Below are 14,951 nucleotides of genomic sequence, written 5' to 3'. Positions count from 1 at the left end.
CCCTCGCCGCCGAAAAGAGCGGCCAAAGCGAACTGCTCCAATCCCCCGACTTCTTCGAGGGCGCGACCGCCATGCTCACCAAGCGCAAGCCGGTCTTCGCCGACTGATCTCGTCGACGAGCGGGCATCTGACCGAGCTCGGTCCGGGATCGTCAGCGTCCCACGGCTGCCGCTGCCTGGCGAGTGATGCGCGGGGGACCGAGCTGGCCCACAGGTGCAGCGACGTCCCGACGGCGGAGCGTGATCCCGGACACAAGCGCGACCGCACGAGCGACTATGTTGATCGGCTATGGCTTACCTGGTTACCGGAGCAACTGGGTTTATCGGTCGATTTCTCATTCCCGAGCTGCTGAAACGGGATGGGGATATTCATGTACTGGTCCGGCCGGGGGGCGATTCGGCGGACCGGTACACCTGTTGTGCTCGGGAGTGGATGGGTGGCGAGCGGGTGCGGCCGGTGCGCGGGGATATGGGCGCGCCCGGGCTCGGTATCGATCCGGCGTGGATCGCCGAGCATCGAGGGTCGATCGAACATGTCTTCCATCTGGCGTCGAGCTATGACGTCACCGAACGGGGCGGCGGCACCAGGCATGTCGTCGACGTCGCGGAGCAGCTGAAAGCCACTCTGCTGCACCATGTCTCGACGGTTGATGTGGCAGGCGGGTTCGACGGCGGCCTGTTCACCGAGGACATGTTCGACGAGGGGCCGGTGCCGAGTTCGCCCATGCAGCGGGCGAAATTCGAGGCCGAGAAGATCGTGCGCGAATCCGAGTTGGACTGGCGGATCTATCGGCCCTCGATCGTGATCGGGCATTCGCGCACCGGTGAAATCGATCGAATCGAAGGGCCCTACTATTTCTTCCGGCTGCTGCGGATGGCCGCGCAGCTGCCGAGGATCCTGCCGGTGCTGGTGCCGAAGCTGGGTGAAACCAATATGGTCCCGGTCGATTTCGTGGCTCGCGCACTGGCCCACATCGCACACCGGCCCGACTCGAACCACACCACCTACCACCTGGCCGATCCGCGCCGACAGAGCGCGGCCGAGGCGCTGAATCTGTTCGCCGACGAGGCCGGTGCGCCGCATCTGGTGGAGGTGATGCCCAAGCGCACACTGGAGATGATGCTGCGCGTCCCCGGCACGAGCTGGCTGCTCCCCCGCGTCGGCGTCCCTCAGGATGTGTTGGAGCACAGCGAATTCAGCTGCTGGTTCGACTGCCGCAACGCCACCGCCGCACTGGCGGGCACGGACATCAAGGTGCCGCCCCTGGCCGCCTATGCGCCGGTGATCTGGAAGTACTGGATCGAGAACTGGGTGTGATCCGCCCGCCCGCTCGTATCGAGTATTTCGACACGGGCTATGCGCAGCGCACGCTGTTCGCCTAGTCGCCGGTGACGGTCAGGTAGATCAGGGCCACGTTCAGCAGGCTGATGATGATGGCGACGAGCCAGGCCAGGCTGGTGGTTACGCGGTGGTTGACGTCGGCGCCCATCAGTATGCGGTCGCTGGTGAAGCGGACCAGGGGAATCAGGGCGAAGGGGATGCCGAAGGACAGCACTACCTGCGAAATGATCAGTGCGCGAGTGGGATCGATGCCGACCGCCAGGATCAGGATGGCCGGTATCAGGGTCACCAGCCGCCGAACCAAGAGCGGAATCTTGCGGTTCAGCAGCCCCTCCATGATCATCGCCCCGGCATACGCGCCGACCGACGTCGATGCCAGACCGGAGGCCAGCAGGCCGATCGCGAGCAGCAGCGCGGCGACAGGGCCGAGCGCATCGCCGACGGCGGCATGCGCACCCTCGAGGGTGTCGACATTCTCGCGGCCGCGCAGGGTATTCGCGGCCATCAGCAGCATGGCCATATTGACCGTGCCCGCGAGCACCATGGCGAGTCCGACGTCGTATCTGGTGACCCGCAGCAGCCGGGTCCGCAACGGCCCGATCTCGGGCTGGCCGTGGCGATCCCGGGCAAGCCCGGAATGCAGGTACACCGCATGCGGCATGACGGTCGCGCCGATCATGGCCGCCGCGAGCAGCACACTTTCGGTGCCCTGGAACCGCGGCAGCAGACCACCGACGGTGCCGGAGACCGACGGCGGCGAAATCACCACGCTGGCCAGGAAGCCGATGGCGATGATGGCGAGCAGACCGGTGATGACCCGCTCGAACGGCTTCTGCCCGCGCTGGTTCTGCACCAGCAGCAGCGCCATCGAAACCACACCGGTGATCACGCCACCGACCAGCAGCGGCAGATCGAACAGCAGCTTCAGCGCGATCGCACCGCCGACCACCTCGGCCAGGTCGGTGGCCATCGCGACGGTCTCCGCCTGCACCCAATAGGCAAGGCGCACCGGACGACTCGACTTGGACCGCACCGCCTCCGGTAGCGACATACCGGTGACCAACCCCAGCTTCGCCGACAGGAACTGCACCAGCCCGGCCATCACATTGGCCATCACGATGACCCACACGAGTAGGTAGCCGAACTGGGCGCCCGCGCTGATATTCGACGCCACATTGCCTGGATCGACATAGGCGATGGCCGCTACGAAGGCCGGACCGAGCAAGACGCTGACGGATCTCGCCCGAGTGGTCGCGTTCCGCGCCGACTCGACCAGGGTTGTACTCATAGAACAGAATTTTACGGCTTCCCGAACTTTTTGTTTAGACTCCCCCGCCTCCCCGAACCTTCAGGCCAGACTCAGGTGCCACAACTGTCACATCGGCGGCTGCCGGTTGGACCTCGTTTGGCTCAGCCCGTCCCCGACGAGTTACCCATGTACTGCAGAAACCAGGCGTCGCCCAACGCACGACCAAAAAAATACCGACCGTCCGACTGTGCGCAAGGTCACAATCAGAGCGGTCGGTTCCAGATCGCGGGGATCAGCTCAGAGGCCGAGGCCCTTGGCGAGGGTAGGCCAGGAGGCGTGCAGCTCGTCGTTCCAGTAGCCCCAGGAGTGGGTGCCGTTGGGACGGAAGTTGAAGGTGGCGGGGATGCCGAGCGAATCCAGCTTCGCCTTCATATTGTTGGTGCAGTAGTTGGTGCCCGCCTCGATGACGCCGCCGATCAGGATCTGGTTGGCCAGACCGCCGGGGCCGGGAAGGGCGTACTGACCGTCCAGGGTGTCGTACGGGCCGGGCAGACCGTTGCCGGTCGAGATGTAGAGATCGGTACCGCGCAGACCCTCGGCATTGACGTAGGGATCGTTCGCAACCCACTCCGGCCCACCGACCGGGCCCCACATGTTGTCGACATTGCCGCCGCCCCAGGTCTCGACGGTCAGCTTGACGAACTCCGAGCCGACCGGATCACTGGTCTGGGCGCAACCGCTGTAGGCCGCGGCGGCCTTGTACAGGCCCGGCTTGGCGATCGGCAGCGCGAGCACAGTGGTACCCGAGGTGGACAGGCCCGCGATGGCATTGGTGCCGTTGGTGCCGAGCGCGCCGTCGATCAGCGGCGGCAGCTCCTCGGTGAAGAAGGTCTTCCACTTGTTGCGGCCGAGTACCGGATCGTCCTTGATCCAGTCGGTGTAGTAGCTCCACTTGCCGCCGATGGGCTGGACCACATTGACGTTCTTGTCGCCGAGGAACTTCAGCGCATCGGTCTTGGCCACCCAGGACGCGCTGTCCTCACCGCCGCCCGCACCGTTGAGCAGGTAGAGCACCGGACGCGGCGCCGAGGCGTCGGCGGGGCGCTGCACGTCGACCGGGAAGGTCCGGTCCATGGCCGCGGAGTAGACGTACAGGCGGATGCTGCGGTCGTCCTTGTACTCGGCCTTGGTGATCTTCGAGCCGTCCGGCGCGACCGGGTTCGCCAGCAGCGTCTTGGAATCCATGATCGGATCAGCCGTCGCGGTAGATGCGCCGAAGCCGGACATGACTCCCGCGAATACCGCGGTTGCCGCGATCACCGCCGCCGCACGTGTGCCGCGACGCCGGATCAGACTACGCATCAATTTCACACCTTCACTTCGTATCGTGATTACGGGAGGGCTTCCCCTGACCGCGGGCATGCACCGCGGCCGACCATACGGCCTATTTAGTCGTGACGATAGTGGACATCGTTACCGCAATGTTGCTCCATCATGCCTCAGCGGCCGGAATGTGATCATGGTCGCCCCGGATATCGCTGACCGTATTCGGCCAGCCCGCCCAGTGCCCGGATCCAGTGTTCGGCGAAGGTCTTGACCTCGTCACCACCGAATACCTCGGCCGCGTAGTCGAAGCGCACGAGCAGGCCTTCGGCAGTGGCGTCGGCGGTGATATCGAGCAGCAGATCCGTGGTCGGTGCGTCGGTGTGCACGCGCGCCGGGCGCAGATCTCGATAGCGCAAGGCACACCGGCCTGCGGGGAGTGCGGTCAGGGCCGCGGCGGTATCCGGATTGAGATAGCGCAGCAGGCCGTAACCGACGCCATAGGACGGCACGGCACCGGTGAGCCGTTTGACCTGCTCGATCGCGATACCCGCCGCCCGACCACCGACCAGCGCCTCCTGGATGTTCGCCCCCTCCAGTTGCAGCGGGAGCGGGTAATCGGTGGTGAAGGCGCCGACGAGGGTATCGGTCTCGGCCATCGACCGGCTATCGGCAGGCAGCCGGACCACCGGGCCCATGGCCTCGGTGACGGTTTCGCCCGCGGAGGTGATCTGTGCGATCGCCAGCGCGGTGAGCAGGACTTCGTCGACGCTGGCACCGTGCGCGGCGGCCGCGGCGACGACGGCGGCGGTGCCCTCGGTGGTGATGGTCAGCGAGACCCGGCGCCGCGCTCGCAGGTTCTTGTTCGTGACACCGGCCTTGGCGGCGGGGACCGCGCTCAAGGTGTGGTGCCACCACGCCACTTCCTCGATTGCTGCCGGGCCGCTCGCCCCCTCGGACAGCACCCGGAGCAGGTCGGACAGTCCGGCCTCGGGGACAGCGGGCGAGCGGTGCCTGCCGCGCGACCAGGCCAACGACAGCTTGTCGACGATGGTGCGCCAGGAGGTGTCGTCCACGACGAGGCCATTGGCGACGATGACCATGGTCGAGGGCACCTCGCGGCCGCCGACCAGTACGAAGCGGATATTGCGGCCATGGACCGGATCGAGTTCCGTGGCGACGGCACGCACCACATCGTCGACCGGCGGCGGGGTCTGCTCGATGCCGTATTCCAGGCTGAGGAAGGCCTCGTCGACGCGCTGCGCCTCAGCCGGGATTTCGAAGACCGGATCGGCGCCCGCACGGTCACGGTGCAGCCGGACCCACAGCATCGGATGCTGTTCGAGCACCGTATCGACGGCGAATTGCACCGCTTCCGGTGAGTAGTTGGGCGGGATCTCGAGGGTGACGACGCGCAGTTCGACACCGGACTCCAAGAGCCGCACGGCATTCGGGGTCAGCGACAGCGGGATGGGGGTGTCGTCGGGTTCGTCGGGGCGGTGCGGGACGGCGTACTCGATCGGATCGTCGTCGTGGATGACCGCGAACGGGGCGCGCTCGGGTTGGACGGCAATCTCGGGTTCGTCGTCGTCGAGTTCGAGTACCGGGGCCTCGACCGTCGGGGGCAGGTCACCGGTCGGTGCCGCGTCCTCGGCCGGTTCCGGGATATCGATATGTACCGGGACCAGGACCGATGTCGGGTAGTCGTGGTCGAACGCGGCCGGATCGGCAAGCGGTGCCGCGTACTCATATCCCTCCGGTGCGGCGGCGTACCCGACCGGCGCGAGGGCCTCGGCTTCGGCTGGCTCCGTGGCATTCTCGACCGGGGGCTCGGGCTCGGTGAGCAAGGCGGCCAGGACGGGTCCGATTTCGGCGAAGGCCGCCGGAGACGTCATCAGCTCATGGGTTGCCTCGACCGGATGCTCGTTGATCGTGCCGTCGACATACGGCCGCCAGGCCCGGGATTCGGCGGTGTGGCCGGTGGCGCTGAAGAAGTCCAGTGTGCCGTGGAAAACCTTGTGCTGATGGTTGATTCCGAGCTCCACCGAGCGCACCGCGCCACGGTAGCTCTGACGCAGGCGTTCCGGGGTCAGCAGTGCCAGTTCCGGCGGAATGTTGGCATACAGTACCGCGAGCGCCTCTTCGGTGAGGTTGCGAATATTGCTGTCGCCCAGCATGTCCGGGCCGATGCCGAGTTCGGCGAAGGCCGAGCGCAGCTCCGCCCAGAAGTCGGCGATGTTGCCGCCGGTGCGGCTGTCCAGCATGGCGAGCATGGCGACTTCCGCACCCGCGGACTGCAATTCGACCGCGACCGCATGGGCCAGCGCACCACCCAGCGACCACCCGAGCAGCCGGTACGGCCCCTCGGGCTGTACCGCGCGGATCTCCTCGACATAGCGCCGGGCCATGGCATCCAGCGAATCCGGCCGGAAGTCGGATTCGGACAGTGCGGGCGACTGCACACCGAAGATCGAGCGGTCGGCGGGCAGATATTGCGCGAGACCGGTATAGCACCAGGACAATCCGGCCATCGGATGGATGCAGAACAGCGCTTCGCCGGTGCCGTGGCGGATCGGCAGCAGCACATCGAGTGCGGCCTCGGCGTTCAATCCGTATTCGTAGGTCTCGGTTTCGTCGGCGGCCATGATGCGCTGGGTGAGCGCCGCGACGGTCGGATCGGTGAAGAACCACTGCACCTGAACCGCGATACCGGTCAGCTCGCGCAGTTTGTTCACCGCGCGCATGGCGGCCAGCGAACTGCCGCCGAGTGCGAAGAAATCGTCATCGGAGCCGACGAGGTCGATGCCGAGTACCTCGGCGTATACGTCGGCGACGGCCTGTTCCTGCACCGTCGATGGCGCGAAATAGGGGCGCGGGGCGAGCGCGGGCACGGGCAGCGCCGCGCGATCGAGCTTGCCGACCGGGGTCAGCGGCACGTGATCGAGGACCACCACCGCCGAGGGCACCATATGCCGAGGCAGACTGCGCGCGGCGTATTCGATGAGCGCACCGGTATCGGTGGTCCGCCCCGCTACCGGAAGCACGTAGGCGACGAGAATCTTTTCGCCCGTTGGGTTTTCCCGACCGACCGTGACGGCGAACTCGACATCTTCGTACCCCCGCAACACCGCATCGATTTCACCGAGTTCGATGCGCAGACCGCGGATCTTGAGCTGGAAGTCCGTGCGACCGACGTATTCGAGCTCCCACTCACCCGGTTCGCCGACCCAGCGCACCAGATCGCCGGTGCGATACATCCGCGCACCGGGCGGACCCCACGGATCGGCGACGAAACGTTCCGCGGTCAGTGTCGGGCGGTCGTGATAGCCGCGTGCCAGCGCGGTGCCACCGAGATGCAGCTCGCCGACCGCACCCGGCGGCACCGGGCGCAGCCGCGAATCCAGCACCACCATCGGCGTTCCCGGCACCGGGCCGCCGATCGTGATGCGCTGTCCGGCGATCATCTCGCTCCAGGACGCGGCCACCGTGGCCTCGGTCGGACCGTAGCCGTTGATGAAATGCCGTCCCGGTTGCCATTTGGCGACCAGCTCGGGCGAGCTGGAATCGCCACCGCAGCACAGGAATCGGAATTCGTCCAGACCGGCCGGTTCGACGGTGCCGAGCACGGCGGGGGTGAAGATCGCGTGCGTGACCCGCTCTGTGCGCAGCAGCGCGGTCAGATCCGGGCCGCCGAGGATGGTGGACGGCACGATGACCAGCGTCGCACCGTTGTGGAAGGTACAGAGCCACTCCAGAATCGACGGATCGAAGCTCGGCGAGCACAGATGTAGGAACCGATGCTGCGGACCGAGCTGGAACACCGCGCTGGCGTTCTCGACGGCAGCGCCGATGCCGACCTGGGTGACGGTGACACCCTTGGGTGCGCCCGTCGACCCGGACGTGTAGATCACGTACGCCGGATGCTGCGGCAGCAGCGTGCGCAGCCGCTCGGCGTCGGTGATCGGCGATGGCGACTTACCGGCCACGGCCGCGTGGATCGCGGGATCGTCGAGCTGTAACCAGCTGGTCTCGGTCGACTCGTCGGGTAGCCGCTCGGTGTAGGTGGAGGTGGTGATGCCGAGGACCACACCGGAATCGGTCACCATGTGCCGGATCCGGTCCGTCGGATAGGTCGGGTCGATCGGCACGTGCGCGCCACCGGCCTTGGCGACGGCCCAGAACGCCGCGACCATCTCGAGCGAACGCGGGAAGGCAAGGGCGACAAGGCTCTCCGGGCCGACGCCGCGATCGATCAGCACCCGAGCCAGCCGCGACGAGTATTCGTCCAGTTCGCGGTAGGAGATCGAGCGACCGGCGGTGCGCACCGCGACATGTTCGGGATCGACGCTGACCGCGCTGGTCAGCAGGTCCGGCAGCAGCCGGACGGCGGGCGTATCGCCGCGCCGCACCGGTGTCAGCGCCTGCTCTTCGGCGGCGCCGAGCAGCCGCAGGTCACCGATCGGGGCATCCGGCCGCGCGACGATCTCGGTGAGCAGCCGGGTGAACCGGGCGGCGAACATCTCGATCGTCTTGTCGTCGAACAGGTCTCGCGCGAAGGTGAACTCACCGCGCAGGCTCTCTTCGGCGGAACCGGGTGCCCACATGGTCAGCGAGAGATCGAATTTCGCGGTGTCGACGGCGAAATCGAAGGTCTCCGCGCGTAAGCCGGGCAGTTCGAAGGTGCTGGTCGGCAGGTTCAGATACGACATCGAAACCTGGAACAGTGGGTGCCGAGCCGTGGAGCGGGGCGGGTTCAGCAGCTCGACCAGTCGCTCGAACGGTAGGTCGGCGTGCGAAAAGGCTTGCAGGTCGGTGTCTTTGGCATCGGCGAGCAGATCACCGAAGGTGCGGTCGTCGGGCACCTGGAGCCGCAGCACCAGCGTATTGACGAACATGCCGATCATGTCGTCGAGTTCGGCCGCGCCGCGACCGGCGACGGGGGTGCCGATGGCGATATCGGCGGTGCCGGACATGCGCGCCAGGAATACCGACAGCGCGGCGTGCACCACCATGAACATGGTGGCGTTGTGTCGGCGGGCCAGGCGCACCAGCCCGGCGTGCACCAGCGGGTCGATCTCGAATTCGGTGCGACCGCCCGCGAAGGTCCGCAGCGCCGGGCGCGGCCGGTCCGCGGGCAGGTTCAGTTCGTCGGGCAGGTCGGCCAGTGCGGTGCGCCAGTATCCGGCCTGTACCGAGATCAGGCTGTCCGGATCGTCCTCGGAGCCGAGCACATTGCGTTGCCAGACACTGAAATCCGCGTACTGCACCGGCAGCGGTGACCATGACGGCAGCTCACCCGCGCTGCGGGCCGAGTAGGCCAGCATGACGTCGCGGACCAGCGGCGACATCGACCAACCGTCGGCGCCGATGTGATGGGCGACGAACACCAGGATGTGATCACCGGTCTCGAGCCGGAACAGAGTGGCACGGAAGGGCACCTCGACGGTGACATCGAAGCCCGCCGCGACGATCTGCTGCACCTGCTGCACCGCGTCCGATTCCGCGATCGGAATCGGGACCAGATCGATCGGCACTTCGTTGGGTGCGAGCACCTCCTGCACCGGACCGTCGGCGGTCTGCGGGTAGACGGTGCGCAGCACCTCGTGCCGCGCCACCATATCCTCGACCGCCGAACCCAGTGCGGCGATATCGAGTTCGCCGGACAGCCGGATCGCCACCGGGATGTGATAGGCCGCCGAGCTCGGATCGAACTGGTTGATGAACCACATCCGCAACTGCGCCAGCGACAGCGGGATCTGCTCCGGCCGCAGTCCGGCCAGCAGCGGCTGTCGCCGACCGGAACCGGCATGGGTTTCGACCTTGGCGGCGAGTCCGGCCACGGTCGGCGTCTCGAAGATCGAGCGCACCAGCACCTTGGTATCCAGCGCGTCACCGACCCGGGCCGCCACCTGCGTCGCCAGCAGCGAATTACCGCCCATGGCAAAGAAATCGTCATCGCGCCCGACGCGCTCCGCGCCGAGCACATCGCCGAAGACACCGGCCACGATCTCCTCGACCGGTGTTGCCGGCGCGCGGAAGACCTGGGTCTCGAACTCCGGATCGGGCAGGGCGGCGCGCTCGAGCTTGCCATTCGCATTGCGCGGCAAGGCCGTCAGCGTGATGAACGCATTGGGCATCATGTACGACGGCAGCACCGCGGCCAGCGCGGCCTTCAGCTCGGCGACCACGACCGGGGTCGCCTCGTCGGCCGGTACGACATACGCCACCAGCCAATCACCGATCCGCGCATCGGATTTGACGAGCACCGCGGCCTGCGCGATCTCGGGCCGGGCTAGCAGCGCGGTCTCGATCTCGCCGAGTTCGATCCGGAAACCGCGGATCTTCACCTGGAAATCGCTGCGGCCGTGGTACTCCAGCTCACCGTGCTCGTTCCAGGACACCAGGTCGCCGGTGCGGTACATCCGGGCACCGGATTCGAATGGGTTGGCCACGAACCGTTCCGCGGTGAGATCGGTGCGCCCGAAGTAGCCACGCGCCAATTGTGCACCGGACAGGTACAACTCGCCGGATACGCCGACCGGTACCGGCCGCAGACGCGAGTCCAATACGTAGACATGACTGTTCCACTCCGGCCCACCGATCGGCACCGTAACCGCGTCGGCGTCGGTCACCCGATGGTTGGTGATCGAGACGGCGGCCTCGGTAGGGCCGTACAGGTTGAACAGGTCCGCGGCGTTGCCTTGGCGGAATCGCTGCGCGGTCGCGGCCGGCAGCGTCTCACCGATGGCCAGCACCCGGCGCAGCGATCGCGACAGTTGACCGGTCGACAATGCGTCCAGCATCGACGGCACCACGTGCAGGGTCGTCACCGACTCGCGCGCCATCAACTCGTTCAGATAGGCCGGATCCCGATGACCGTCCGGCGCGGCGACGACCACCGTGCCACCGCATACCGCCGCCGTCCAGAACTCCCAGACCGACAGGTCGAAGGTGGCGACCGTCTTGAGCAGCAGCACATCATCGGCTCCGAGCCCGAATTCGGCCGTCTCCCAGAGCAACTGATTGACAACCGCGCCGTGCGGAACCGCGACGCCCTTCGGCTGCCCGGTCGAACCCGACGTGTAGATCACGTACGCGGTATTCCCCGGCCGCAGTGCACCGCGGCGTTCGTGGGCCGTGAGCGGGGCGTCCGAGTAGCGCGACAGGTCGAGCTCATCGATCGTCACGGAGTCGACGGCGTCGGTGTGGAAGCCGTCGTGCACGGAGCTCAGCAGGCAGACCGGTTGTGCGGTTTGCAGGATGTACTCGACGCGTTCGGCGGGTTGATCCGGATCGATGGGCACATACGCCGCACCGGATTTCGCCACCGCGTACATGGCGACGATCAGATCGACGGACCGGCGGATGCCCAATGCCACCCGGTCCTCCGGGCGCACACCGCGCTCGATCAGATACCGCGCCAGCCGATTCACCCTGGCATCGAGTTCGCCGTAGCTGAGTTTGTGCCCCGGCTGATCGGATACCACCGCCACCGCATCCGGTGCGGCGGCCACCGTCGCATCCAGGAGCGACACCAGCGTCATGGCCGCATCGATCGGGCGCGCGGTATCGTTCCAACCCGCCAGAATCCGCGAACTCTCGTCACCGGCGAGCAGTTCGATCTCGCCGACCCGCACCGACACATCGGTGAGCACGGCATCGAGCACCCGGACGAACCGGTCGGTGAATCCTTGTACCGTCGCCTCGTCGAACAGGTCGGTGGCATAGCCGAAGTTCGCCACGATCCCGGCGGGCGCACCCTCGTCGGTATAGCGGTCGGCCAGCGAGATGTGCAGATCCGTCTTGGCCAGCTGCAGATCGAAATCGACCGTGGCAACCGAGAGTCCGGGCAGCTCCAGGGTGGTCTCGGCCAGGTTCTGGAAGGAAAGACCCACCTGGAACAGCGGATTGCGGGCGATCGAGCGGACCGGATTCAGCGCCTCGACGATTCGCTCGAAGGGCACATCGGCATTGGCGAAGGCCTCGAGATCGCGCTCGCGCACGTCGGCGAGCAGGGCGGCGAAGCTATCACCGGGACGCACCCGCGTCCGGAAGACCAGGGTGTTGACGAACATGCCGATCAGATCATCGAGTTCGCGCTCGCCACGACCCGCGATGGGCGTACCGACCGCGATGTCGTCGGTGCCCGACAGCCGGGCCAACAGCACCGTGAGCGCCGCATGCACGACCATGAACAGCGAGGCGTGATTGGCCCGCGCCAGCGCATGTAGTTGCGCGTGCCGATCCGCCGAGATCTCGAACCGCACCGACCGGCCCTGGAACGACTGGGCCGGCGGGCGCGGGCGATCGGTCGGCAGTTCCAGCTGGTCCGGCAACTGCGCCAACGTCCGTCGCCAGTAGGCGATCTGCTGTGCGGCCGGCGATTCCGGATCGTCCTCGTCACCTAGCGCCTCGCGCTCCCACAGCGCGTAGTCGGCGTACTGCACCGGCAGCGGCTGCCACAGCGGCGCCTGCCCGTGCATTCGCGCGGCATAGGCGACCATGAGATCGCGGGCCAGCGGTCCCATCGATGCGCCGTCGGCCGCGACATGGTGCACGGTCAGGGCGATCACATGCTCGCGCGGCGCCAGGCGGAACAGCGTGACCGCGACCGGAACCTCGACGGTCACATCAAAGGTCAGCACGGCGAAGTCGATGAGCCGACGCACCAGTTCGTCCTCGGCCACATCGACCGGCACCATGGCGAACCGCGTATCCGGCACCGGATGGATGACCTGATGCGGTCGCCCGCCGATGCTCGGATAGGTGGTCCGCAGTACCTCGTGCCGGGACAGCACATCGCCGATGGCCAGCCCGAGCGCCGCCGCATCCAGCTCACCCGTGAGTCGCACGGCGAGCGGAATATTGTCCACCGCCGAGGTCTCGGTATCGAACTGGTTGAGGAACCAATACCGCTGCTGCGCCAGCGACAACGGAATCAGTTCGGGCCGCTCCCCGGCGACCAGCCGCGGCCGACTCCGACCGGATCCGGCGGTGCGTTCGACCACGGCGGTGAAGGCGGCGACCGTCGAAGCATGGAACAGATCGCGGACCGCCAACTGCGTATCCAGCGCGGCATCCAGCCGTGCGGTCACCTGGGTGGCCAGCAGCGAATTGCCGCCGAGCTCGAAGAAGTCGTCGTCCAGTCCGACGCGCGCGACACCGAGCACATCACCGAAGGTGCCCGCGACGATCTCCTCGACCGGTGTCGCGGGTGCGCGGAACACCTTGGCCTCGAGTACCGGTGCGGGTAGCGCCTTGCGGTCCAGTTTGCCCATGGGCGTCAGCGGCACCTTGTCGAGCACCGTGATGCACGCGGGCACCATATGCGCTGGCAATTTCCGCTCTACCAGGGCCTTCAGCTCCGCCATATCGACGGTCAGCCCATCGATGGGGTGCACATAGGAGGCCAATATGGTGGTACCGCTGTCGAGTTCGTGCCCGACGGTGACCGCGAAATCCACATGGTCGTATGAGCCGAGTACCGCGTCGATTTCGGTGAGTTCGATGCGGAAGCCGCGGATCTTGACCTGGGTGTCGTTGCGGCCGAGATACTCCAGTTCACCGGTCGCGGTCCAGCGCACCAGATCGCCGGTGCGGTAGAGCCGGGTGCCCGGTTCGAACGGGTTGGCCACGAATCGGGCCGCGGTGAGCGTCTGTTGGCCGAGGTAGCCGCGCGCGAGTTGCGCACCGGCGACATATAGTTCGCCGACCACCCGGTTCGGCACCGGCACCAGCCGATCGTTGAGCACATAGGCGGCGATGCCGTGGATCGGCGAGCCGAGGGTCACCGGCTCCCACGGCACCATCGGCGCGGTGATATTGGTGGCGATGGTGGCCTCGGTCGGACCGTAGGCATCGAAGAATTCGCGCAGCAGCCCGCCCGCGATCGGTAATACCCAGCGCCGCACCAACTGCGGCGGGCAGACCTCACCACCGGTCACCACGACCCGCAGTTCGTCGAGTCCGGCGGGCTCCACCGAGGCCAGGGCCGCGGGTGTCACGAAGGCGTGGGTCACCCGCTCGCGCCGCAGCACCTCGGCCAGTTCCGCGCCACCGTAGACGGTCGGCGATACGACCACCATGGTGGCCGCGCCACCCAATGCCAACAGCAGTTCCAGCACCGACGCGTCGAAGGACGGCGAGGCGAAATGCAGTGTCCGGGCGGCGCTCGTCACCCGGTATCGGGTCCGCTGTTCATCGCAGAAGCCGGATAGTCCCTGGTGGGTGACCACCACGCCCTTGGGGAGGCCGGTCGAGCCCGAGGTGTAGATGACGTAGGCCGGATGTGCGCCGTGCAGTGGGCGGACCCGATCCTGATTGGTCACCCGGTCCACCGGATACCGCTGCAGCTGTTGCGCGGTGATCGGGTCGTCGAGCATCAGCCATTCGGCACCGCTTGCGACTGCTTGCAGGTCGCTCGAAACAACACCGCTTGCGACTGCTTGCAGGTCGCTCGAAACAACACCGCTTGCGACTGCTTGCAGGTCGCTGGAAACAATACTGCCGGGCAGGTCGCGGCGGACCGCGGCGACGGTCAAGCCGAAGCTCACACCGGAGTCGGTCAGCATGTGCGCGACCCGATCCGCCGGATAATTCGGGTCCACCGGCACGAATCCGGCGCCGGTCTTGGCCACCGCCCACACCGCGAGCACCGAATCCACCGACCGCGGCACGGCCACCGCGACCAGATCCTCCGGTCCGACACCACGATCGATGAGCAGCCGGGCCAGCCGGGTCGAACGCTCATCCAACTCGGCATAGCTCAGCCCGCCGGAAGTGGCATCGGCATCGGCGAATACGACGGCGAGGCCGCCGGGATTCGCTTCGACGGCAGCCGCCATCAGCTGCGGCAGGGTGATGACGCGCGTCCGCTGTGCCCTTGTCCGAGCCGGCCGCACCCGAGCCTGGCGCGTCACCTGGTCACCGCGTCCTCATGCCGACGTTGTGCAACCACCCGAAACATGAAGGAGCTCACCTACCCTGTAATCCCTAAAAAGTGCTCCCCTCCCAGCGCTTGCTCAGAAGCATCGCATGG

General features: G+C 66.8%; 3 protein-coding genes and 1 pseudogene. 1 reads left to right on the top strand and 3 read right to left on the bottom strand.

Annotated elements, in window-relative coordinates; genetic code table 11:
* Nucleotides 1-288: 288 nt before the first annotated feature.
* Nucleotides 289-1,317 carry an SDR family oxidoreductase gene (locus ON44_RS04575; protein WP_040686536.1) on the top strand — a complete coding sequence of 343 codons (1,029 nt, stop codon included), beginning with the start codon at nt 289-291 and terminating at the stop codon, nt 1,315-1,317.
* 61 nt (nt 1,318-1,378) lie between these two features.
* Here ON44_RS04575 and ON44_RS04570 read toward each other — a convergent pair whose 3' ends face one another.
* The 3 genes and pseudogenes from ON44_RS04570 to ON44_RS04560 all read right to left on the bottom strand — a co-directional run.
* The gene (locus ON44_RS04570) at nt 1,379-2,629 is read right to left on the bottom strand and encodes an Nramp family divalent metal transporter (RefSeq protein ID WP_051181516.1); all 1,251 of its coding nucleotides are present in this window, start codon (nt 2,627-2,629) and stop codon (nt 1,379-1,381) included.
* Nucleotides 2,630-2,887: 258 nt separating this feature from the next.
* Nucleotides 2,888-3,877, bottom strand: a complete 990-nt coding sequence (locus ON44_RS04565; protein ID WP_174414991.1) for an alpha/beta hydrolase — start codon at nt 3,875-3,877, stop codon at nt 2,888-2,890.
* Nucleotides 3,878-4,152: 275 nt separating this feature from the next.
* Nucleotides 4,153-14,832: pseudogene (locus ON44_RS04560) on the bottom strand (amino acid adenylation domain-containing protein); the annotation flags it as partial.
* Nucleotides 14,833-14,951 lie beyond the last annotated feature (119 nt).

Source organism: Nocardia vinacea NBRC 16497, from assembly GCF_000308835.1.
GTDB classification, from domain to species: Bacteria; Actinomycetota; Actinomycetes; order Mycobacteriales; family Mycobacteriaceae; genus Nocardia; species Nocardia vinacea.
This window is presented reverse-complemented; position numbering and strand designations above follow the sequence as displayed.

What these genes read in the sequence shown, in the direction of transcription:
- ON44_RS04565 (WP_174414991.1), bottom strand. Translation starts at nt 3,877, where the DNA reads ATGTCCGGCTTCGGCGCATCTACCGCGACGGCTGATCCGATCATGGAT.
- ON44_RS04570 (WP_051181516.1), bottom strand. Translation starts at nt 2,629, where the DNA reads ATGAGTACAACCCTGGTCGAGTCGGCGCGGAACGCGACCACTCGGGCG.
- ON44_RS04575 (WP_040686536.1), top strand. Translation starts at nt 289, where the DNA reads ATGGCTTACCTGGTTACCGGAGCAACTGGGTTTATCGGTCGATTTCTC.